Annotated in this window: 19 protein-coding genes and 3 tRNA genes; 8 read left to right on the top strand and 14 right to left on the bottom strand. The window is 40.4% G+C overall.

Translation table 11 applies throughout. The features are described 5' to 3' along the window. The 3 genes from SJ2017_RS08105 to fabV all read left to right on the top strand — a co-directional run bounded on the left by SJ2017_RS08105 (position 1) and on the right by fabV (position 3,082). Entirely contained in the window at positions 1-1,008 is a 1,008-nt protein-coding gene (locus SJ2017_RS08105; protein ID WP_055023866.1) for an oligopeptide/dipeptide ABC transporter ATP-binding protein, read from the top strand. Further along, the gene (locus tag SJ2017_RS08100) at positions 989-1,774 is read left to right on the top strand and encodes a peptide ABC transporter ATP-binding protein (RefSeq protein WP_080915439.1); all 786 of its coding nucleotides are present in this window, start codon (positions 989-991) and stop codon (positions 1,772-1,774) included. The genes SJ2017_RS08105 and SJ2017_RS08100 overlap by 20 nt, the downstream gene beginning before the upstream one ends. Positions 1,775-1,879: 105 nt before the next feature. Beyond that, positions 1,880-3,082, top strand: coding sequence for an enoyl-ACP reductase FabV (gene fabV / locus SJ2017_RS08095; RefSeq protein ID WP_065108371.1), 1,203 nt, complete (start codon positions 1,880-1,882; stop codon positions 3,080-3,082). A gap of 87 nt (positions 3,083-3,169) precedes the next feature. Here fabV and SJ2017_RS08090 read toward each other — a convergent pair whose 3' ends face one another. Beyond that, positions 3,170-3,916, bottom strand: a complete 747-nt coding sequence (locus SJ2017_RS08090) for a hypothetical protein (RefSeq protein ID WP_167692901.1) — start codon at positions 3,914-3,916, stop codon at positions 3,170-3,172. Between the two features lie 237 nt (positions 3,917-4,153). Continuing rightward, the gene (locus tag SJ2017_RS08085; RefSeq protein WP_065108373.1) at positions 4,154-5,929 is read right to left on the bottom strand and encodes a flavocytochrome c; all 1,776 of its coding nucleotides are present in this window, start codon (positions 5,927-5,929) and stop codon (positions 4,154-4,156) included. 386 nt (positions 5,930-6,315) lie between these two features. Here SJ2017_RS08085 and SJ2017_RS08080 point away from each other — a divergent pair, with 386 nt between their 5' ends. The 3 genes from SJ2017_RS08080 (at position 6,316) to SJ2017_RS08070 (ending at position 9,692) form a co-directional block, all read left to right on the top strand. Continuing rightward, on the top strand, positions 6,316-7,380 hold the full coding sequence (locus SJ2017_RS08080) for a porin (protein ID WP_080915437.1): 1,065 nt from the start codon (positions 6,316-6,318) through the stop codon (positions 7,378-7,380). 173 nt (positions 7,381-7,553) lie between these two features. Next, positions 7,554-8,429 (top strand): LysR family transcriptional regulator, encoded by an 876-nt coding sequence (locus tag SJ2017_RS08075; RefSeq protein ID WP_080915436.1) that lies wholly within the window; start codon positions 7,554-7,556, stop codon positions 8,427-8,429. A 30-nt stretch (positions 8,430-8,459) separates the two neighbouring features. Beyond that, positions 8,460-9,692 (top strand): DUF819 family protein, encoded by a 1,233-nt coding sequence (locus SJ2017_RS08070; RefSeq protein WP_080915435.1) that lies wholly within the window; start codon positions 8,460-8,462, stop codon positions 9,690-9,692. A gap of 13 nt (positions 9,693-9,705) precedes the next feature. Here SJ2017_RS08070 and SJ2017_RS08065 read toward each other — a convergent pair whose 3' ends face one another. The 11 genes from SJ2017_RS08065 to SJ2017_RS08015 all read right to left on the bottom strand — a co-directional run bounded on the left by SJ2017_RS08065 (position 9,706) and on the right by SJ2017_RS08015 (position 20,515). After that, entirely contained in the window at positions 9,706-10,584 is an 879-nt protein-coding gene (locus SJ2017_RS08065) for an AraC family transcriptional regulator (protein ID WP_080915434.1), read from the bottom strand. Between the two features lie 62 nt (positions 10,585-10,646). Continuing rightward, complete coding sequence (locus SJ2017_RS08060) at positions 10,647-11,240, bottom strand: HAD-IB family hydrolase (RefSeq protein ID WP_167692900.1); 594 nt, start codon at positions 11,238-11,240, stop codon at positions 10,647-10,649. 109 nt (positions 11,241-11,349) lie between these two features. Then, positions 11,350-13,221 (bottom strand): SurA N-terminal domain-containing protein, encoded by a 1,872-nt coding sequence (locus SJ2017_RS08055; RefSeq protein WP_080915432.1) that lies wholly within the window; start codon positions 13,219-13,221, stop codon positions 11,350-11,352. 223 nt (positions 13,222-13,444) lie between these two features. Beyond that, on the bottom strand, positions 13,445-13,717 hold the full coding sequence (locus SJ2017_RS08050; protein WP_055023877.1) for an HU family DNA-binding protein: 273 nt from the start codon (positions 13,715-13,717) through the stop codon (positions 13,445-13,447). 266 nt (positions 13,718-13,983) lie between these two features. Next, positions 13,984-16,335, bottom strand: coding sequence for an endopeptidase La (gene lon, locus SJ2017_RS08045; RefSeq protein ID WP_080915431.1), 2,352 nt, complete (start codon positions 16,333-16,335; stop codon positions 13,984-13,986). Between the two features lie 130 nt (positions 16,336-16,465). Then, positions 16,466-17,746, bottom strand: a complete 1,281-nt coding sequence (gene clpX / locus SJ2017_RS08040) for an ATP-dependent protease ATP-binding subunit ClpX (protein ID WP_055023879.1) — start codon at positions 17,744-17,746, stop codon at positions 16,466-16,468. Positions 17,747-17,876: 130 nt separating this feature from the next. Then, positions 17,877-18,488: an ATP-dependent Clp endopeptidase proteolytic subunit ClpP gene (gene clpP / locus SJ2017_RS08035; RefSeq protein WP_055023880.1), complete on the bottom strand. Its 612-nt coding sequence runs from the start codon at positions 18,486-18,488 to the stop codon at positions 17,877-17,879. Between the two features lie 90 nt (positions 18,489-18,578). After that, entirely contained in the window at positions 18,579-19,883 is a 1,305-nt protein-coding gene (tig, locus tag SJ2017_RS08030) for a trigger factor (protein WP_080915430.1), read from the bottom strand. 284 nt (positions 19,884-20,167) lie between these two features. Continuing rightward, a tRNA-His gene (locus tag SJ2017_RS08025) sits at positions 20,168-20,243 on the bottom strand. 7 nt (positions 20,244-20,250) lie between these two features. Next, positions 20,251-20,327, bottom strand: a tRNA-Arg gene (locus SJ2017_RS08020). 111 nt (positions 20,328-20,438) lie between these two features. Continuing rightward, a tRNA-Pro gene (locus SJ2017_RS08015) sits at positions 20,439-20,515 on the bottom strand. A 255-nt stretch (positions 20,516-20,770) separates the two neighbouring features. On the opposite strand from SJ2017_RS08015, the gene folD reads away from it, so the two are divergent. Continuing rightward, the gene (gene folD, locus SJ2017_RS08010) at positions 20,771-21,625 is read left to right on the top strand and encodes a bifunctional methylenetetrahydrofolate dehydrogenase/methenyltetrahydrofolate cyclohydrolase FolD (RefSeq protein ID WP_080915429.1); all 855 of its coding nucleotides are present in this window, start codon (positions 20,771-20,773) and stop codon (positions 21,623-21,625) included. A 120-nt stretch (positions 21,626-21,745) separates the two neighbouring features. Here the strand turns inward: folD and cysS are convergent, their stop codons facing one another. Then, positions 21,746-23,128, bottom strand: coding sequence for a cysteine--tRNA ligase (cysS, locus tag SJ2017_RS08005; protein WP_080915428.1), 1,383 nt, complete (start codon positions 23,126-23,128; stop codon positions 21,746-21,748). Positions 23,129-23,270: 142 nt separating this feature from the next. Here cysS and SJ2017_RS08000 point away from each other — a divergent pair, with 142 nt between their 5' ends. Next, positions 23,271-23,765, top strand: coding sequence for a peptidylprolyl isomerase (locus SJ2017_RS08000; protein WP_055023884.1), 495 nt, complete (start codon positions 23,271-23,273; stop codon positions 23,763-23,765). Position 23,766 lies beyond the last annotated feature (1 nt).

The following is a 23,766-nucleotide window of genomic DNA, read 5'->3' as shown; positions in this document are numbered from 1 at the left end:
ATGCCATTACTCGATATCAGAAATCTCACCATTGAGCTTGATACGCCACAGGGCAAAGTCAAAGTCCTTGAAAAGGTCAGTTTAACCATTAACCCTGGTGAAATTCATGGTTTAGTTGGAGAGTCTGGCTCTGGCCGAAGCTTGTTAGCAAAAGCCGTACTCGGAGTACTTGGTCCGAACTGGAACATCATTGCAGATCGTATGATGTGGGATGGGCAAAACCTCATGGAAATGTCGACAAAACAGCGCCGCAACCTAATGGGCTCTGATATGACGATGATATTTCAAGACCCATCAGGTAGTTTAGATCCGGTGAAAACCATTGGCAGTCAATTAATCGAGTCGTTAACCCCCAATAAAGCGGTGCCCTTTTGGCGACGTGCTAAAGACACGCGATTAACGGCGCAAAAGTGGCTGCATAAAGTGGGTATAAAACACCCTAAACGCATTATGAAAAGCTACCCTTGGGAGCTATCGGAAGGTGAATGCCAAAAAGTCATGATTGCAATGGCTGTCGCAAATCATCCACGTTTGTTAATTGCCGACGAACCTACAAACTCAATGGAGCTTAGTACTCAAGCGCAAATCTTCCGTTTATTGTCCCAGCTTAACCAATTGCAAAACGTTTCAATTCTACTGGTTAGCCATGAATTAGAAACGCTAGTTAAATGGTGCGATCGCATCAGTATTTTGTATAGTGGTCAAATTATGGAAACGGGGCCGGTAGCTGAGTTAGTTACCTCCCCTTATCATCCATATACAAAGGCTTTATTCAAAAACTTGCCTGAACATACTGGCAAGTTAAAACACAAATCATATTTACCTTCTATGCCAGGTTCATCCCCTTCATTGCAGCACTTACCTGCCGGTTGTCGGCTCGGACCTAGATGTCCAGATGCTGAGCGCCAATGTGTAATACAGCCGAGTCTTACTCACGAAAAAGACCGCTATTATGCCTGCCACTTTCCATACAAGAATGAGATAGAAGATGACAACGCCATTACTTAAAGTAACCGAACTAAGTAAGCGCTATTTTACGGGCTACAAGCGCTTTAAAGCTCAGTACAACCATGCGCTGTCCCCTGTCTCATTTGAATTAGAACGAGGCCAAACACTCGCCATTGTTGGTGAGGTTAGCTCAGGTAAAAGCACCTTGGCTCGTATGTTAGTTGGAGCAGAATCACGTTCTGGCGGAACCATAGAGTTTGAAGGCGAAGCGCTAGAAGCTAAAAACTTAAAGCAGCGTTGTAGATTGATTCGAATGATTTTTCAAGACCCTAATACATCACTCAACCCGAGGTTGACCATTGGTGAGCTACTTGAAGAACCACTTAGATTTAATACGGCAATGCCAAGAGCAGAACGAATCGCTCAGGTCGTCGATACGTTACGAAAAGTCGGTTTATTGCCAGAGCACGCCAGTTTTTACCCTCATATGGTATCGGAAGGACAAAAACAGCGGGTCGCAGTTGCTAGGGCATTAATGCTTAATCCTAAAATTATTATTGCTGATGAAGCATTAACCTCACTCGATTTATCGGTGCGTTCGCAAATTTTAAACCTGCTGTTAAAGCTACAAAAAGATATGGGGTTATCTTATATTTTCGTGACCCACAACCTCAATGTCGTCCGACACTTTAGCGACAAGGTGATGGTGCTCAATAAAGGGGTATTGATTGAAAAAAATACCACTGCAGAATTATTTGAAAACCCGCAAGAAGAATACACTCGAAGACTCATTGCTGAGCAAGCTCAGTTAACCGCAAAGCGATAAACTGCTCCAACCACTGAGTTATTTTGGCTTTTTTACTAAAAATAAGTGCCATTTCGATGGCTAACTATTTATCCTAAGGCCAATGTTAAAGGAAAAAGAAAAATTATGATTATTAAACCAAAAACACGCGGCTTTATTTGCACCACAACTCACCCACTAGGATGTGAAGCAAACGTCAAAGAACAAATTGAACTAACCAAAGCCAAAGGTAAAATTGCCAACGGCCCTAAAAAAGTATTAGTTGTCGGTTCTTCAAGTGGTTATGGCTTATCATCACGTATTGCCTCAGCTTTTGGTAGTGACGCAGCCACCATCGGTGTATTCTTTGAAAAACCAAGCACCGAAACGAAACCAGGTACAGCTGGTTGGTATAATTCAGCTTATTTCGATAAATTTGCTAAAGCTGAAGGCCTGTATTCAAAAAGCATTAACTGTGATGCGTTCAGTCACGAAGCTAAGCAAAAAGTCATTGAGCTTATCAAACAAGACTTAGGCCAAATTGATATGGTCGTTTATTCACTGGCATCACCAGTTCGTAAACTACCTGATACTGGCGAAGTCATCCGTTCAAGCCTTAAACCAATTGGTGAAACTTATACAGCAACGGCTGTAGACACCAATAAAAACACCATTATTGAAACATCTGTAGAGCCAGCTACTGAGCAAGAAATTGCCGACACCGTTACGGTAATGGGTGGAGAAGACTGGGAATTATGGATGAATGCACTTAGCGAAGCTGGTGTATTAACCGATAATTGTAAAACAGTTGCTTACAGCTATATCGGTACTGAAATCACATGGCCTATATACTGGCACGGTGCATTGGGTAAAGCCAAAATGGATTTAGATAGAGCTGCACATGCACTGAATACAAAGTTATCTGCGACTGGCGGTTCTGCTAATGTTGCTGTACTTAAAAGTGTAGTGACTCAAGCAAGTTCTGCAATTCCTGTCATGCCGCTTTATATTGCCATGGTCTTTAAAAAGATGCGTGAAGAAGGTGTGCATGAAGGCTGTATGGATCAAATTTATCGCATGTTTAGCGAACGCTTATTCCGTGAAGACGGGCAAGCTGCAGCAACAGATGACAGTAATCGCTTACGTCTTGATGATTGGGAATTACGCGAAGAGATTCAAAAACATTGCCGCGACTTGTGGGCTGATGTAACCACTGAAAATTTAGCTGAATTAACAGATTATAACGAATATAAAGAAGAGTTCTTGAAACTGTTCGGCTTCGGTATAGACGGTATTGATTATGATGCAGACGTAAACCCTAACGTAACGTTTGATGTCATCAGCTTATAATTTAACGTCGAGAGAATGTTAAATAACAGCAGGGTTTAACCTAATGCTGACAATTAAAAAATCAGCCTCAAATGAGGCTGATTTTTTTTAAAATAACTGGCTAATAAACATCCCTAGTTTTACGAGCACACACCCACCCGCTCCCATCATAAATAAATACATATAGAAAAAACCAACGCCCCCCATTGAAGGATCGTTATGAGCTTCTATCGACACTTTAGACACAGCAAATATAAAACAAAAGTTGAGTAGTAAACTGATAATAAAATAGTCACCGAATACAGGGCTAAACCCACCTAATGCCGCAAAAGGCATGATCAACAGATCTGAAAATTCAGTTTCATTGGTTTTATACACTTCTAACGCTCGACTCAAGGTCCAAATGATGACCCCGATAAACATGCATAGCGAAACACCTAGTGCGCTAAATACGCTATCTAGAGACAATAAAGGCGTTGCGACTTCCGAAGAGTTTGAAGTATCTGAAGCACCAGAAAAAAAACTTATTATTGTGTAGCCGATACCAAAGTTACAAAACCAAGCTGTACCAAAAACAAGCAGACTTTTTACTTCTACAGCGTTACCTGCCGTTTTACGTATGATTTGACTTAGTGCGATACCTAACAGCGCCACAACAGTTAATATGGCAAACGCATAACCAAATTGCTCAAAATAAAAGAATGAAAAACTGGGAGGAATGGTAATAAAGGATTGATGAAACTCATTATCAGACTTTGATTTTTCGCTTGGTTTGTAGACAGTGTAATAAATAATGAAAGGTTGCAAAGCCATCAATAGCATTGCTAAATAGTTAATATCCATATCGTACTTCATTCCATTTTATCGATTGTAATCTTATCAAGGTAGTCAATTACCTTAAAATTATTATACTCATTTACACCTACTTGTATAACGCAGTTAACTTAAAAACAAACAAATCACAAAACACTTTCTGAAACAATAATAGAAATCATTAGCCGCTGACACTCAAGTTTACGCTCTTAAATAAAAAGGCCAAGCTGATGAGACTTGGCCTTGTGGGGATTTAGGGATGATGAATCTAGTTAATTGCTATTTCTTTTCAAGTGCGTGTTTAGCTGCATTTTCGCCAGCTTTACGTCCAAATACCACAGTTTCAGCAATAGCGTTTCCGCCTAAACGGTTATGGCCGTGTAAACCACCTGTCACCTCACCAGCAGCAAATAAACCATCCATTTTCCAGCTTTGCAAGTTAAGCACATTTGCATCGGTATCGACCGCAACTCCACCCATAGTGTGATGGATACCAGGTGCAACTTTAACAGCGTAAAATGGTGCTTTAGTTAAGTTAATTGGCATATCTTCACGACCAAAAGCCTCGTCTTTACCACTTGCTTGATACTTGTTGTAATCAGCTGCTGTTTTAGGTAAATCCTTCATACCTGTTATTTTCGCAAGTTCTTCAATGGTATTTGCTTTACTTAGCATTCCTAAATGCTCGTAACCACGCACCATTTTCTTTTTCTCAACTAACTGCTCGTCAAATACCAACCAAGCATACTGATCTTTTTGCTTCAAAATCGCATCAGATGCACGGTCGCGAGTTGTTAATTCACTGATAAAGCGTTGTCCATCTGTATTCACCATAATAGCGCCAACACCACGCACGGTTTCTGAGATAAGAATACGGCTATCTTTACCAATGGTAGGATGCGCCTGAACCCAGTCAATGTCAGTCATCGATGCGCCAATTTCTTTAGCCAGTAATACACCGTCACCCGTTGCGGTCACGTTGTTTGAGCTGGTCATATCTTTCATGGTTGGACGATAATAAGCCACCATTTGTTTGTTCATACCGTAACCACCCGTTGCTAACACAACAGAATCCGCAGCGACCATGTTATAACCAGAATGACGGCCATGCACCACAACACCAGCGACTGATTTATCGTCATTTAACACAATTTTTTCTATACGAGAGTTTACACGTACAGGAATATCACGCTCTTTTGCTGCAACGCGTAAAGTATCAATAATATGTGGGCCAACAGATGCACCACCTGAAGGACGATGAGTACGTTCAACACGTGCGCCTCCAGAACGTTTTAAGTCATCCATATTTGCACCTAAAGACTCAAGCCAAGCAACGGCACCAGCAGACTCTTCAGCTAAGATTTGTACCAGTTTAGGGTCGTTTTTATAGCGACCACCTTTCATTGCATCTTCTGCATACCAATCAACAGAATCTTCGATGCCTTTCGCTTTTTGTTGAGGAGTACCGACAGCATTGATACCACCAGCGGCTAACATTGAGTTCCCCCCTGTATAAGGTGCTTTTTCAAACAATACGACATTCGCGCCTGCCATTTTGGCTGAAATTGCAGCGTTAAATCCAGCAGAACCGCCGCCAACAACAATCACATCAACCGTTTCTACTGGGCCTTTATCAATGGCTTTTTGGATTTTGTCTTGGTTCCAATCGCCATCCCACTTTTTCTTCTCTTTAGCATCGGCAAATGGCATTTCCATTTCAAAGTTATGGCAGTTATTACAAGTTAGTTCAGGTTTAGCGTGCCCTGTGTGACAAGACGTACAGTTAATGTCGCCAAGATGAGATGCATGAGGATCAAACTCTAACTTGTCATTGACTAAATCAGCATAGCTACCATGGCAGTCCTGACATTGTGCATTTTCATGAGTCTGGCTATCCGTCATTGATTTCTTAATGTCTTTCATTTTTCCAGTGACGTGACAAGTTTGACAATCACCCATTTCAGTATGAAAAGAGGCTAAATCATTTTTTGCAATTGCACTACCAGACGTAAGCATCATCACTGCTACTGCCGAAGCTAAGTATTTAAGTTTCATGTGTCGTTCCTTTATGAGTTTTTTATATCTCGCTTTTTGTTGCAGCAAGATTACTCACTAAGAGGTAGCAAAACTTCGATCTTCATCAAATTTAATATTTGGTTAAGTTTTTATGAAAACCTGTTCAGTTCTCCTTAAACCGCAACAAAAAATAAACAGCTGTGACCCACGTTCAAATAAATAAAATTTGAAATCTCTACGATATTAATCAGCAAATTTAGCAAGCCAAAGTCCGAAAATCTTTTTGATTATTTATACAAAGAGAAAAACAGATTAGGCACTTAACAAGAGTCACATAATAAAAATTTAATTCACTAATTAACTAATTCATAACGTTTAAAAAATAAGACTTATATAAAATTTATTTATAGAACATGGGATTGAACATGAAAAAATCGACATTATCACTCGCACTATTAACAATGTTATCTGCAAGCTCATCAGCAGCATTGGCTGATTCTCCACAATTTTATGGCCGTTTAGAAATGGCGCTGACAGAATCGGATAACGGTGCAACAACGCAGAATGGAAAATCTGGCACTGTGCTTGAAAATAATTTTTCTAGATTAGGCGTTCATGGAAGTGAAACAATTGCTAACGATATTGAGGTACTTTATCGCGTCGAGTTACAAGTAAACGCAGCAACAAATGAAGGTAACGATGACTTATTCAAACCAAGAAATACCTATTTAGGTTTAAAAACAAATCTAGGTACAGTGTTAGTTGGTCGAAACGATACTGTCATGAAAACCTCCAAAGGTACTGCAGAAGCGTTTGCACTAACCAACGCAGCTTATAACCGTATGATTGCAGGCCAAGTTCGTAAAGCTGATGGAATAACTTATTACTCTCCTAAAGTCGCCGATTTAATTACTTTTAATGCAACTTATTTAATGGATGACAATTATGCTGAATATGATGAAAACGGTGCTCGGACTGACTATAACGAGCAACAGTATGCAATAAGTCTTATCGCAGGTGACAAGAAACTCAAAAAGCAGGCTTATTACCTCGCAGCAGCATATAACACTATTGGCGGTGTAGACGCTTATCGAGGCGTGGCGCAGGTTAAATTTGGCAACGTGAAATTAGGTGGATTATTCCAAAATACTCAAAGCCAAGCTTACAGTTATAAAGAAGGTAACTCTTACTTCCTTAGTGCCATTTATAATCTAAATGGCGTTAATCTAAAAGCTGAAATTGGCAAAGATGAAGCTGGTTTCGGTAAGTACTTTAAAAATAGTGCGGCTTCTTCAAGTGAATATAACCGTGCTACTGATGTCGATATTAGTTCGTTTGTGATTGGTGCTGACTACCGCTTCGCGAAGTCGACAATAGTATTTGCTCATTACGCTAAATATGAAGGTGAATATCGGGTTGAAAATACAGGTCCCGTTATTGATTTAGAAGACGACAATATTTTCACAGTCGGTATTAGATACGACTTTTAATGACGTTTAGCAGCGCTAGAACCTCTCTCTTTTCTAGCGCTGCGTTTTAAGTTAAAAGTTTTTACGAAAACTTGAGCGAGGTTACAAAAAAGACATGCTAATGTCTGATTTTAGGATGGTTTTTAAATACTCAGTTATAATCACTTATATCATTTAAAGACGGCGCATAATTGATGAAAATCACCCTCAAACAATTAACCATTTTTAAAGCTATTCATAGTAATGGACAGATCTCGAAAGCAGCACAAATACTACATATGTCTGTCCCTGCGGTGAGCATGGCGTTAAAAGAGCTTGAAAGCTCTCTTGGGACTCGATTATTTGAGCGTAGCAGTAACGGACTGACTATTAATGATAATGGTGAGGTCATTTTGCCCTATGCCAATGAGATGCTGTCTAAAGGGACGCAGTTAGAGCAAATGTTTGCAGAACGTAATGCAGTCGGTGGCACAATTAAAGTCGGCAGTAGTAAAACCGCCGGTAACTATATTTTATCTCGTAAAATTCCGCAGTTTAAAAAGCTACATCCTTTGGTTGATATAAAACTGGTTATTAATAACAGTTTAACGATTGAAAAAATGGTCTCAGAAAAAGAGCTAGATTTAGGATTTGTAGATGCCAAACCTGGCCTTAATAACCTTCAGTATGAGCAATGGATTAAAGATAAAATTTGCCTAGTAACAAGTTGTGATAATCCTATTATTAATGAAAATATCACGGCAGAGTTGCTATCAGAACAATTATGGATTCTGGATGAAACCATGTCAGTATCGAGATTACGTAATACACAACTACTAAAAAGCGCTAGAATCAACATTCAGCACGAATTATCAATGAATACGATGGGAGCGATAAAACGCGCGATAGGTACAGGTATTGGCGTCAGCGTCTTGCCATATCTGGCTGTTAAAGAAGAAATAAAGCGTGGTGAAATTGTTGAATTACAATTAGCGAATTGGGATTTTCAACGTAAGTATTGGTCAACATACCGCAACGAAGAACCCCTAACTGCTTTATTGGAAGAGTTTATTAGATTCTGTAACCAATAAGCCTCACTTTTAAAGGTTGCCAGCACGATAATGATCACTCAAGACCCCGTTATTTTTGGCTTATTGGCAACCATTATTGGCTTGGTATTTTTTACCAGTACTTCGTCACATCCTGTATGGCGTCAAGTATATCGATTTATCCCTGTGATGGTGATGTGTTATGTCCTCCCTTCACTACTTAATACCCTCAATATTGTTGATGCTAGCCACAGTCAACTCAACTCCATTTCATCTAATTATCTTATGCCAGCTTGTTTAGCCTTGTTGATAATCAGTGTCGACATTAAAGCAATTTTATTGCTTGGGCCTAAGATTGTTATCTTGTTTTTATTAGGCAGCTTTGGCGTCATTATTGGCGGTCCATTAACCTTATTGTTGTTTTCTTATATCGCCCCAGAGAGTATTAATTGGGTTGGTGCAGATGCGGCTTGGCGTGGTATGGCAACACTTGCTGGAAACTGGGTAGGCGGAACAGCTAATCAACTGGCGATGAAAGAAGTGTACGAAGTCGATGATAATCTATTCGCCATTATGATTTCTGTCAATGTGGTTTACTCAGCAATATGGATGTCATTTTTATTAATTTGTGCCAATCACGCTAAAGCCATTGATAAAATGATAGGCGCTGATGCCAGTCAATTTAATCAACTAGTCAATGTCACTGAAAACGCTTCAAAGATTAAACTGCAACTCCCAAGTTTACATAGCTATATGCAAATTTTTTGTATTGCTTTTGGTGTAACTGGACTCGCACATTTTGGGGCAGATATACTCGCCCCATTTTTCGCTGAACATTATCCTGCAACTGAAAAATACAGTTTTACCTCTAGCTTTTTTTGGGTTGTTATTTTAGTCACCACAGTGAGCGTCATATTATCTAATACTCGAATCCGTCATCTTGAAGATCTGGGCGCCTCTAAAGTATCCACTGTGATGCTTTACTTTCTGATAGCCAATATGGGACTGCAAATGGATTTAACCATGATTGATGACTTCCCAATCTATTTTGCTATCGGGTTCATATGGTTAACCATCCATGCACTGGTGGTCATTATTGCGGGGTTATTGATGAAAGCACCGGTTGCTTATATGGCGATGGCAAGCCAATGCTGTATCGGTGGAGCAGCCTCCTCACCTGTGGTTGCAATGGCATTTCATCGTTCGTTAGCACCCGTTGCCATCATGTTTTCAGTATTTGGCTATGCTTGGGCAACATACATGGCGTGGATTTGTGCCGAAATGATGAGAATCACGGCACATTAAATTCATCTAGCAGTTAATCAAGACCTAAATAAACTCGTGTGGCCTGTTTTGAAGGCTCTGTGATATTAAGCTGTTCAAATATCAATGGCACATTTTTTAATCGTTGATTTGTTGAACTCAACCATGCTCCATAAAGATACTTTAATTTACGTTCTAGCTCTTTATCAGACCCTAGATGCATAAAAGAAGCATACTTTCCTTCAGGTATACAAGAGTAATAAAAATACTCAGAGTCATTGATAGCAGGCTCTATACGTTGCTTCTCTAGTGTGTTGATACTCACTGCAATATCAATATGCAATTGCTCTGTAGATTTCGGTTTGCTTTGATATACAAAATTGTATGTTCTACTGCTTGTAGGAGACAGTTGATTGGCTTGACGAAATGCTCTCATCGCCTGAATAGTTTGCGGTAAATACTGTGCTTCAGCCTGATGGCTAATCATTGCGAGATCAATCTTATCAAGTTTACAGTTGTCGATATTCACATCATCAGCAGTTAAATCATGATGCCCTTCTGATAAAGTTTTTAGCGGTTGCTGCTTTTGAAAAAATTGCCCCCAATCAGGTTGACGTTGAAAAGCTTGCGGTGATTGACCAATGGCTTGTGTAAAGTCTGTAATAAAGGCCGTTTCACTTTGATAGCCCACAGACACAGCGACCTCTTTAATTGGAATTGATTTATCAAAGCCTAATTGTTGCCCAGCTTCAAGCTGTCTCAGTAAAGCAATATATTCAGATGATGACGTGTGAAATAAACTCAAAAAAATAAAATTAAAATGATATTCAGGCACCTTAGCAATATCAGACAGTACAGATAAAGCTAGCGGCTTTGACAGGTTTTCATCAATGTGTGCTAACACCTTTTCAAATCTTTGATTAATTGTTTCCATTGACTAAAACTGATTCCTTCTGATTATTGTGCATCTTAATGATTTAACTCGAGTGACGTATTTTACTGTTGAATCTGTTGCCAATTTAAAAAACCGAAATCTGCTAGCGCTAGCATCTGCTTGTCTTCAATCGTATCTCCATAGGCATAAACTGTATCAAAAACATCCAGATTAAATTTAGATTTAACACGCCGAGCCTTTTCAGAGCCTGAGCAGTCACCACCTTTATACATGCCAGTTAAACGTTTACCTTTGGTATTTAGTGTCGCACAAATAAGATGATATTGATGTTTTTCGCACCAGGGGCGTAAATAAGCATCAAGAGAAGCTGAAACAATAACGATGGTATCTCCCTGCGCTTTATGCCACTGCAGACGCTCATAAGCTTGCGACATGACGTGTTTATCGAGTGTGTGTGCGTAGTCTGCACCTTGTTGATAAATTTCTTTCTTATTACGCCCACAGAAAGCAAAAAAACTGACGATAGAGCGTGTTCTCGAGCCACCTAATAGTTTACTTTTATACATTAAGATTACTGGGAACAACAATACTGTGCATACTATACGACGCCATTTGGGTGCACTTAAATGGATAAAAGGCGTATAGGTATCGTTTTCGGTGATCGTGCCATCAAAATCGAATAGCGCAATGTTCATGAGCATCCTTCTCATCTAGCTGTAAAATAAAATACATACTAAAAATAATTGAATAAAAACCAAAAAAAAGCCAAGGATAACCTTGGCTTTTTAATGGTAATACCCGGTTTTATTCAGCAACTGGGTACTCAATTTTTGCTTTTGATTTAAGCGCAGCAACGACAGAGCGGTAATCCGCTTCACTGTATTGCGGAGCTAAACGTTGCTTAATTGAATCAATAACGTTGCTATCAATCCCTTGTGCAGCATTCACTTTATCAAGTGCAATTACCGCAAAGCCATTCGCTAAAGCTGCTGTATCAAATGATACACTGCTTGCTTCAGGAGCAGGCATTTGGAAAGCCTTCGTCGTAATAGCTTGATCGATATCTTGATTGAATCTGGCTAATTGCGCTTTAGTCGCAATAGTCACATCAGTGATTTCTTCGCCAGCTTTAAGTTTAGCAAGATACTCATTGGCTTTTTCACTCGCCTGAAGGTTCGCTTTATCTTGAACCAAGCGCGCTTCAATACCAGACTTAACATCCGCTAATGGTAAAGTGCCCGCATCTTGATGCTTCAATAAACGGATAACAACCACATGATTAGGAGCAAGTTCAATCACTTCACTGTTCATGCCACTGGTAATCACTTCGTCAGAAAATGCAGTGCGAACTAAATCAGGGCTACTTAGGTTAGCCGGAGCATTGTCACGAGAAAACAACCCAGTCGACTGAACAGTCGTACCTAATGCTTTAGCTGTTTCATCTAACGTATCTGGCACTTCGTAGCTAGTATCAGCAAGAATGCTTTGTAAGCTATAGAACTCATCAACTGCTTTCTTGTTTTGTAAATCAGCAACAATTTTATCTTGAACTTCTTCAAACGGTGCTGCTGCACCTGATTGAATATCAAGTAGCTTAACGATGTGGTAACCGAATTCACTTTTAACAATCTGTGAGTATTCACCTTGAGTTAGTGCAAACAGTGCTTCATCGAATGCTGGGTCCATCACACCTTGCTCGAACCAATCAAGTTGACCCCCTTGCTCCGCACTAAACTGATCATCTGAATCAGTTTTTGCAACTTCTGCAAAGTCTTCACCAGCTTGTAATTTAGCTAAGCTTGCTTCAGCCTTTGCTTCATCAGCACTATCATCGCCAGAAGCAAATAGAATATGCGCCGCTAAACGTTTTTCAGCTGTTTGATATTGTTGTTTGTTTTCTTCGTAGTATGTACGTGCTTCATCGACAGACGTATCCATCCCTTTAGCAAGTTCAGCTGCGTTTAACTCAACATATTCTAAGCTCACTTTTTCTTGATCCATAAACTGCATCAAGTTGCTATCATAGTAAGTTTTGATCTCTTCATCCGTCACACTTGCCGTAACTAAGTAAGGAGAAGAATCAACGACTAAATAACGAATATCACGAGTTTGACCTTGAATTTCAGCAAGTTGCTTAGCTTCACCATCCAACACGAATTCACTGCCCACTAACGAAGTCAATAACTGACGACGAGTCATATCGGTACGCATCATGTCACGGAAGCTATTAGTTTGATAACCAAGCTGACGTAATACTGCTAAATAGCGCTCGTTATCAAACACACCATCGGTTTGGAATGCTGGTTCGTTAACAATCGCTTGTTTAATTTGTTCATCAGAAACACGAAGACCTAAATCTTCAGCAGCTTGAGTCATTAACTTATCAGCGATCAGGCGGTCTAATACGTTCTGCTTGATACCGTTCATGTACGTATCATCAGCAGATAATGCATCAAACATTTCGCCAAGCTGTTGCTCTAAACGGCCACGTTCATTTTGATAAGCTTGTTCTAGTTCATTTGCGGTAATGTCGTCGCCATTAACAACGGCAGCAGCTACATCAGTTGATGTGCCTAGGTAACTACTTACACCAGCAAATGCGAACGAAAGGATCACTAACACTAAAATACTTTTAGCGACAACGCCTTGTGAGCCTTCACGAATTTTTTCTAACATCTGAATTCTCGCTTGTTGCGATTAAAAAAATAAAAAGGCGCACCACTTGGGGATGCGCCTTCTTGTAATTTATATGGAGTTATCAGACGCTACCTCGGGTATGACCCAATTCCTCCGATTATTAAAATTAACATTGTTATTCTTAATAATCTTTTCGTAAAAAGCACTGCCAAAACAGTGCTTTTTAACTATGCCTTACAAAAGGCAACGATATTAACTATTCTTAGTTAACAGCGTCTTTTAGAGCTTTACCCGCTTTGAAAGCTGGGATGTTAGCCGCAGCAATCTTAATTTCTGCACCAGTTTGTGGGTTACGGCCAGTACGCTCAGCACGCTGACGTACTTCAAAAGTACCAAAACCAACTAGAGAAATTTTATCGCCTTCTTTAAGTGCTTCAGTAACAGCACCAATGAAAGAATCTAATGCACGGCCTGCGCCAGCTTTAGAAATGTCAGCACCAGAAGCGATTTTCTCGATTAGTTCAGATTTGTTCATGTCATCCCCTTGAATGTTTATTTTCGCGCCGCAACCAAATCCGTCTTTAGAGCGGTCTGCGGAGGCTTTTTTGTTATAAGTTTGATACCACACCAAACTTAGTTGGAAAACCAAAAAAAATGTACTTGGATACAGCTCAAAGTCAGTTGCGCCAAGGGTTTGGTGCTAACTGACTCTCCACTTATCTAGGCTACCACAGCTTTACAGATTGTTAAGCCCCTTTTTTCATTTTTTTTAGGTTCAAAGCAACTTTTTTTGCTAATTAGCTACTTTTTAACCACTTCAAAGCCTTTTACTGGCTTTTCTAAGGCCAATTCAAGTACTTCATCGACCCATCTAACTGGGTGAATCTTAAGATCGGCAATGACATTGGCTGGAATGCCTTCCAAATCACGCTCATTTTCTTTAGGAATAAGTACAACTTTTATGCCGCCACGATGTGCCGCAAGTAACTTTTCCTTCAAACCGCCGATAGGTAGAACCTCCCCTCTTAGGGTAATTTCACCTGTCATGGCCACATCACTCTTAACCGGATTACCCGTTAAGCTTGATACCAACGCAGTACACATTGCAGCACCCGCAGATGGTCCATCTTTAGGCGTTGCCCCTTCAGGAACATGCACGTGAATATCACGTTTTTCGTAAAAATCACTGTTAATGCCTAATTGTTCAGCGCGAGCACGAACAACTGTCATCGCAGCCTGAATAGACTCCTGCATGACATCACCAAGTGAGCCAGTATAAGCAAGTTTGCCTTTACCTGACACAGACGTCGCTTCAATAGTCAGTAAATCGCCACCAACTTGCGTCCAAGCTAAACCAGTCACTTGACCAATTTGATTATTAGACTCAGCTTTACCGTAATCAAAGCGCTGCACACCGAGGAATGATTTCAAGTTCTCTTGATTCACTTCGACGGTTTTAACTGATTTATCTAAAAGAATCATCTTAACTACTTTACGGCACACTTTTGATAGCTCGCGCTCTAGTGAACGGACACCAGCTTCTCTAGTGTAGTAACGGATCATGCCAATAATGGCGCTATCATCGATATTAATTTCTTTTGGTTTTAACCCGTTTCGCTCGATTTGCTTAGTCAATAAATGCTTTTTAGCGATATTCAATTTTTCATCTTCGGTATAACCCGATAAACGAATCACTTCCATACGGTCTAATAACGGCCCTGGAATATCCATTGAATTCGATGTCGCCACAAACATCACGTCAGATAAGTCGTAATCAACTTCTAAGTAATGGTCATTAAACGCTGCGTTTTGCTCAGGATCTAGTACTTCAAGTAGCGCTGATGATGGATCACCGCGCATATCTGAACTCATCTTATCGATTTCATCTAATAAGAATAATGGGTTTTTAACACCCACTTTGGCCATTTTTTGGATCACTTTACCTGGCATAGAACCAATGTAAGTTCGACGATGACCACGAATTTCAGCTTCATCGCGTACGCCACCTAAGGCAACGCGAACATATTTACGTCCTGTTGCTTTAGCAATTGATTGGCCTAATGACGTTTTACCAACACCTGGAGGCCCTACTAAGCAAAGGATTGGTCCTTTTAATTGTTTAACTCGACTTTGCACGGCAAGGTATTCAAGAATGCGTTCTTTTACTTTCTCTAACCCGTGATGATCGGTATCTAAAATGGCTTCAGCTTTTGACAAGTCACGTTTGATTTTTGAACGCTGGCTCCAAGGTACAGACGTCATCCAGTCTACGTAACTTCTTACCACTGTCGCTTCTGCTGACATTGGCGACATCATTTTTAACTTATTAAGCTCAGCTTCCGCTTTTTCTTTTGCTTCAGCCGGCATTTTGGCTTCTTCAATCTTGCGGCCTAAAACTTCAAACTCATCTTGACCTTCATCAAGATCGCCAAGTTCTTTTTGAATGGCTTTCATTTGCTCATTCAAGTAATACTCACGTTGGCTTTTTTCCATCTGCTTTTTAACACGGCCACGAATGCGTTTCTCAACTTGAAGTAAGTCGATCTCGCCTTCCATCATTGCCATTAAATATTCAAGACGTTCGCCAACATTGATCATTTCAAGCACTGACTGTTTGTCTTCAAGCTTTAGCGGCATGTGAGCTGCCATAGTATCAGCAAGACGGGCAGCTTCTTCAATACCAGTTAAAGATGTCAGTACTTCTGGTGGAATTTTTTTATTTAGCTTGATGTAGCCTTCAAATTGGCTAATAGCACTTCGAACCAGCACTTCTTCTTCTTTATCAGCTAACTCTTCAGACGCTAACATTGTCACGTTTGCGACAAAGAATTCATCTTCTTGTGTGTACTCAGTGACTTTAGCACGCTGACCACCTTCAACTAGCACTTTAACCGTGCCGTCAGGTAATTTTAATAACTGTAAAATAGATGCAACGGTACCAATTTCAAAAATATCGTCTTTTGCTGGCTCGTCTAAATCAGCTTCCCGCTGGGCGACCAGTAATATTTGCTTATCTTGTTCCATCGCTGATTCAAGGCATCGAATAGATTTCTCTCGTCCGACGAATAGCGGAATTACCATATGGGGATAAACCACTACATCTCGAAGTGGCAGCACGGGGAGTTCGATATGCGCTTCACGCTCTTGGGTCATAGTTCGATTCCGTTTGATGAATGGATTATATAATCAGTATATTGGGATGTTTCTAAGAGTTTCAATGGGCAATACGAAAAAAGGAGCCCAATGGACTCCTTATTTTTCAACTATTAGCAAAAGCGACGAATTATTGCTCGCCACCAGCAACTTGGTTGTCAGCATTTTCGTAAATCAAGATGGGGGCAGACTCGCCTTTGACGACAGATTCATCGACAACAGCTTTAATTACGCCCTCAACTGAAGGAATATCATACATAGTATCAAGTAAGATATCTTCAATGATTGAACGAAGGCCACGAGCACCGGTTTTACGCGTCATCGCTTTATGAGCAATGGCTTTTAAAGCATCTTCACGGAACTCAAGTTCAACCTCTTCCATCTCAAACAATGCACCATATTGTTTTGTTAGTGCATTTTTAGGTTGAGAAAGAATCTGTACTAGCGCTGCTTCATCTAATTCAGTTAGCGTAGCAACAACAGGTAAACGGCCAATAAACTCAGGGATTAAGCCAAACTTAATCAAGTCCTCAGGCTCAACTTTGCCTAACGTCTGAGAAATAGTGACTTTATCAGCCTCACCCTTAACTTCAGCGCCAAAGCCAATACCTGTTCCAGTTAGCCCACGTTGTTCAATAACCTTTTCAAGCCCAGCAAATGCACCACCACAAATAAATAGGATTTTAGACGTATCTACTTGCAAGAATTCCTGCTGTGGATGTTTACGTCCACCTTGTGGAGGCACAGAAGCAACAGTTCCTTCAATTAGCTTAAGCAAAGCTTGCTGAACACCTTCACCAGAAACATCACGGGTGATTGATGGGTTGTCAGATTTGCGGCTGATTTTATCGATTTCATCGATATAGACGATACCGCGCTCCGCTTTCTCAACGTCATAATCACACTTTTGCAGTAGCTTCTGAATGATGTTTTCAACATCTTCACCTACGTAACCCGCTTCAGTTAGTGTCGTTGCATCAGCCATAGTAAATGGCACATCTAATGAACGAGCTAACGTCTCAGCTAGCAATGTTTTACCACTACCCGTTGGTCCGATAAGCAAGATATTACTTTTACCTAGTTCAACACCTTCAATCGGCGTGCCATTGCGTAAACGTTTATAATGGTTATAAACAGCAACTGACAGTACCTTTTTAGCTTGGTTCTGACCAATAACGTAATCATCTAAGTGCTCACGCAATTCGTGTGGTGTTGGCAACTTGTCTTGATCACGCTTTGGCGAGATCTCTTTAATTTCTTCACGAATGATGTCATTACATAACTCAACACATTCATCACAAACATATACCGAAGGTCCAGCGATTAGCTTTCTTACTTCATGTTGGCTTTTTCCGCAAAAAGAGCAGTACAGTAGTTTGCCACTGTCACCGGTACTTTTGTTATCGCCCATTACCCTACCTCTGTTGCAGCCTGTTCACTGTCTTTAGATATACTCTCTGTGCATTATTTGTACTACACAGAAACAGTTAAATATTTTTTATACGCTATTCATCACAGAATAGCGTACTCAGGCCTAAAAATCAGCTACGCTTTTCAAAAACTGAATCAACTAAACCATAATCAGCAGCTTCTTGTGCACTCATGAAGTTATCACGGTCTGTATCACGCTCGATAACATCTAATGGTTGCCCAGTGTGTTCAGCTAACATTTCATTTAATTTATTCTTAATGCCTAAGATTTCTTGAGCATGAATTGCAATGTCAGACGCTTGGCCTTGGAAACCACCCAAAGGCTGGTGAATCATGACTCGAGAATTCGGCAAACAATGACGCTTACCTTTTGCGCCACCCGCTAATAAGAACGCGCCCATGCTGCAAGCTTGACCAATACATACTGTGCTTACGTTCGGTTTAATGAACTGCATTGTATCGTAAATTGCCATACCAGCAGTCACAGAACCACCTGGCGAGTTAATGTAGATTGAAATATCTTTATCTGGGCTTTCTGATTCTAGGAACAGTAACTGCGCCACGATCAGGTTAGCCATGTGTTCTTCAACCTGACCAACCAAGAAAATTACTCGCTCTTTTAATAAACGAGAGTAAATATCATATGAACGCTCACCTTTAGCAGTTTGTTCAACAACCATAGGTACAAGAGCATTGAGTACAGATTCTGGCGCTTTATGCATTTTATATTTCCCTAAAATAAAAATGGCTCGTATGAGGAACCTCATACGAGCCATTATAAATGGCGAACCGCCAATCAAGTCAAGCGATGGTTACGCTTTACCTGTTGCCTTGTTCATAAATTCTTCAAATTCGACGTCTTTAGTCGTCACTTTTGCAGATTTTAGTAAAACTTCAACAGCTTGCTCTTCAAGCGCTACGTTGCGCATGTTTTGCATAAGCTCTTTGTTGCCATTGTAGTATTCAACCACTTCACTTGGATCTTCATAAGCTGAAGCCATTGAAGCAATAAGACCTTGAACACGTTCGTCTTCAGCTTGAAGCTCGTTAGTTTTGATAACTTCGCCAAGAAGTAAACCAATTTTAACGCGACGCTCAGCTTGCTCTGTGAATAAATCAGCAGGAAGCTCAGGCATGTTCTCAGTTTGGCCACCAAAGCGTTGCATAGCTTGTTGACGAAGAACGTTAACTTCACCGTCTACTAGTGCTTTAGGGATAGTGATTTCGTTAGCTGATAATAAGCCTTCGATAACTTGCTCTTTCACATTTGCTTTTAGCGCTTGCTCAAGTTCACGAGTCATGTTTTTACGGATTTCAGCTTTAAGTGCGTCTAAACCACCTTCAGCGATACCGAATAAAGAAGCGAATTCATCGTTAACTTCTGGTAATTCTGCAGACTGAACTTCAGTAAGTGTAATAACGAACTTAGCCGCTTTACCTTTTAAGTTTTCAGCATGGTAGTCTTCAGGGAAAGTCACTTCGATTTCGAATTCATCACCTGCTTTATGACCGATAACACCAGTTTCGAAACCAGGGATCATACGGTTGCTACCAAGTTCTAATTCGAAGTCGTCAGCTTTTCCGCCTTCAAACTCTTCACCATCAACAGAACCAACAAAGTTCATTTTAACTTTATTGCCTTCTTCTGCAGCAGTTTCAACTACAGCAAATGTAGCGTGTTGCTTGCGAAGTGTTTCAATCATAGTGTCAACGTCAGCGTCATTAACTTCAGCTTGTGGTTGTTCAACTTCAATTGCGTCTAGACCCGTTAATGTTACTTCTGGGTAGATTTCAAACGTTGCAACGAACTCAAAGTTTTCGCCTTCAGTTTTACCTGGAGCAAAAACTGGCGCGCCTGCTGGGTTTAACTTTTCAGCCATGATAGCTTCGATAAAGTTGCGTTGCATAACTTCACCAGTGACATCTTGACGAATTGCAGCGCCGTAGCGTTGCTTGATGACAGAAACTGGTACTTTACCTGGACGGAAACCAGAAATCTTTGCACGCTTCGCTTCACGTATTAAATTGTCTTTAACTAATTTCTCAATTTGTTCAGCAGGAACAGAAATTGTTAGGCGACGTTCTAGGCCTTGAGTTGTTTCAACAGAAACTTGCATTGTTTTACCTCGAAATATGTCTGACGTCCTTTGTAATAGTCGAAAGCTCAACTATTAAATATTCGTTTCTTGATTATTAATGTTTACTAATAAAAGCATGATACAGCAGCTTTTCAGCGCTATTACCTGTAGTAATTCGTATTAGATATTTATCAAGACGCGACATTATAGCGACCGATTACAATAGAGTCGAGCCTGAAAATGCGGTTATATGGGGATTTTAGACATAAAAAAAGCGACCTAAGGTCGCTTTCTCTACAATCGTGCAATTTTAATGCAGAATTTGGGGTGACTGATGGGGCTCGAACCCACGACAACCGGAATCACAATCCGGGGCTCTACCAACTGAGCTACAATCACCATAATTTGGTACGCCACTCAGGATTCGAACCTGAGACCCACGCCTTAGAAGGGCGTTGCTCTATCCAGCTGAGCTAGTGGCGCTTGGCTTACATACTTATTCTGTATACCTGCTAGATAATTAGTAAACTGATTTGGTTTTCAGTTTAACTTTCCCAGCTTATTCATAAAGCGTTAACTTTACAAATAGAAATTTGGTCGGTGATAGAGGATTCGAACCTCTGACCCTCTGCTCCCAAAGCAGATGCGCTACCGGGCTGCGCTAATCACCGAGAAGTCTTGCGAATCAAGGTTTATGCATTAACTTAATGCCTTAACTGCGAGAACGGAGCGCATATTAACGAGTCACTTTACTATCGTCAACGATTTTTTTTACAAACTTGTTCAGCTGCTGTTTTTACACACAAAAAATTCTGTTTTCAATAAATCACTAAGTCAATAATCATGACAGAACTATGGCTGACTGATAGAATACGCCTCGTTAAAATTCATATATCATCGCGCCATATAAAGGAAACTATACCCCCATGACTGCCCAAAATATTGATGGCAAAGCGATCGCACAATCTATTCGTAGCACGTTAAAAGAAAAAGTGCTGGAACGCAAAACTGCTGGCAAGCGTATTCCGGGCCTCGCGGTTATCCTAGTCGGCGCTGATGCAGCGTCTCAAGTTTATGTAGGTAGTAAACGCCGCGCTTGTGAAGAAGTTGGCTTCGAATCTTACTCATATGACCTTGAAACCAGTACAACTGAAGCTGAACTATTAGCCTTAATCGATCAATGTAATGAAGATCCTAAGATTGATGGAATTTTGGTACAACTTCCCTTACCCGCTCATATTGAAGATTCAAAAGTGATTGAGCGTATCAGACCTGATAAAGATGTTGATGGGTTTCACCCTTATAATGTTGGCCGCTTAGCACAACGTATTCCTGTATTACGTTCATGTACGCCAAAAGGCATCATTACCTTAATAAAATCTACGGGCGTAGATACCTATGGCTTGGATGCAACCATTGTTGGCGCTTCAAACATTGTTGGCCGTCCTATGACACTTGAATTACTCCTAGCGGGTTGCACTACAACAACTTGTCATCGTTTTACAAAAAATTTAGAACAAAAAGTACGTCAAGCTGATTTACTAGTTGTCGCTGTAGGAAAGCCAGGCTTTATTCCAGGAGAGTGGATTAAGCCTGGTGCAATAGTTATTGATGTTGGGATTAACCGACTTGAAGATGGTCGTTTAGTTGGTGACGTTGAGTTTGATATTGCAGCAGAAAAAGCCGCGTTCATTACACCGGTACCTGGTGGTGTTGGCCCAATGACAATCGCAAGTTTACTAGAAAATACGCTATATGCTGCCGAGCAGTACCACGATTAACTGTAAATGCTTAATAATTATGCTTGCTTTGTTTTGTTTTGACTCAAAGCCTACTGATAATAAGCCTATAAACAAAAAAGCCTGCTAAAAATAGCAGGCTTTTTTATCACAAGGACTTAACTACGACTTCTTTCGCCAAGTTGTGCCTTCTTCACCGTCTTCAAGTACGACGTTTAATGCATTTAGTCTATCGCGAGCTGCGTCAGCAGCTGGCCAGTCTTTCTCTGCACGGGCACGATTACGCTCAACTATCAGCGCTTCTATCTCTGCCACTTCATCATCGCTACCGTCTCCTTGGAAGAATGCATCAACATCACGGTTGATAATACCCAATACATCTGTCAGTGACTTAAGACTCACACCCAATGCACTTGCCTGAGCCATATCCACCAATTTCAAGCGGTTAATTTCACGCACCATATCAAAAATTACAGAGTAAGCTTCTGGTGTATTAAAGTCATCGTCCATTGCGACTATAAATTTATTAATAAATTCTGTAGCTGGTGCAGCCTCAACCGTAAGGTCAAGCCCTTTAAGTGAAGTATAAATACGTTCAAGAGCCGATTTAGCTTGTTTTAAATTGTCTTCTGAATAGTTCAATTGACTGCGGTAATGACCTGACAATAAGAAATAACGTACTGTTTCAGGATCATAATGGGCTAATACATCACGAATAGTGAAAAAATTACCTAATGACTTGGACATTTTTTCTTTATCAACCATGACCATGCCAGTATGCATCCAGTAATTCACGTATTGTGAACCGTGGGCACAGCAAGACTGAGCAATCTCATTTTCATGGTGTGGGAACTGCAAGTCACTGCCACCGCCATGGATGTCAAAATGCTCGCCTAAATGCTTACTGTTCATCGCAGAACATTCGATATGCCATCCAGGACGACCTGGTCCCCATGGCGACTCCCAAGTTGGCTCACCAGGCTTTGACATTTTCCACAATACGAAATCCATAGGATCACGCTTTGTATCTTCAACTTCTACTCGTGCGCCAGCTTGTAATTGCTCAAGATTTTGACCAGATAAACGTCCATACTCAGGAAATGAAGAAACGCTAAATAGCACATCGCCACTTTCAGATATGTAAGCATGATCTTTAGCAATCAGCTTTTGAACCATCTCGATGATTTCTTCGATATGTAACGTTGCTCTTGGCTCAAAATCAGGTCGCATCATGTTCAATGCATCAAAATCATTATGCATTTCACCAATTAATCGCTCAGTTAACGAATCACAACTTTCATTGTTTTCAGCGGCACGCTTAATAATCTTGTCATCAACATCGGTGATATTACGCAGGTAATTCACTTCGTAGCCGCGGTAACGTAAATAACGAACGATCATATCGAAAGAAACAAAAGTACGACCATGGCCAATATGACATAAATCGTAGATGGTGATACCACATACATACATGTCAATTTTTCCAGGGTTAATCGGCTTAAATTCTTGCTTATCACGACTCATACTATTGTAAATTTTCAACATCGATGGTTCTCTTTTACTCGTTTTGATACCAATATAATTGGGATAAAGTCTATCATGAGCAATACTGTTTTGAATACTGCACTTTAAGCCTCACGTTAGATAAGTTAGAATCCCGCAACAATTTTTATCAAGGTATTTTAATATGATCACTTTACACACCAATATGGGCGACATTAAAGTTGCACTAAATACAGAAAAAGCGCCTTTAACTTCTGAAAACTTCATGCAGTACGTTAAAGATGGTTTTTATGATGGGACGATTTTTCACCGTGTAATTGATGGTTTCATGGTTCAAGGCGGTGGATTTACCGAAGACATGGTTCAGAAAACTCCTAAAGCAGCGATTAAGAACGAAGCGAATAATGGTTTATCAAACAAGATTGGTACTCTTGCTATGGCTCGTACTTCAGATCCTCATTCTGCTACAGCGCAATTCTTTATCAACGTCAGTGACAACACTTTCTTAGATTTCAAAGCAGAAACAGGCCAAGGCTGGGGTTACTGTGTGTTTGCTGAAGTTGTTGAAGGTTTAGACATCGTTGAAAAAATTAAAGGTGTCAGCACTGGTAACCGTGGCATGCATCAAGACGTGCCATTAGAAGCTGTGGTAATCAACAGTGTAAGCGTGGCTGAATAAA

Origin of the sequence: Shewanella japonica, assembly GCF_002075795.1 — a bacterium.
GTDB classification, from domain to species: domain Bacteria; phylum Pseudomonadota; class Gammaproteobacteria; order Enterobacterales; family Shewanellaceae; genus Shewanella; species Shewanella japonica.
The sequence above is the reverse complement of the archived record's forward strand: the minus strand, read 5'-3'. Positions and strand labels throughout refer to the sequence as shown.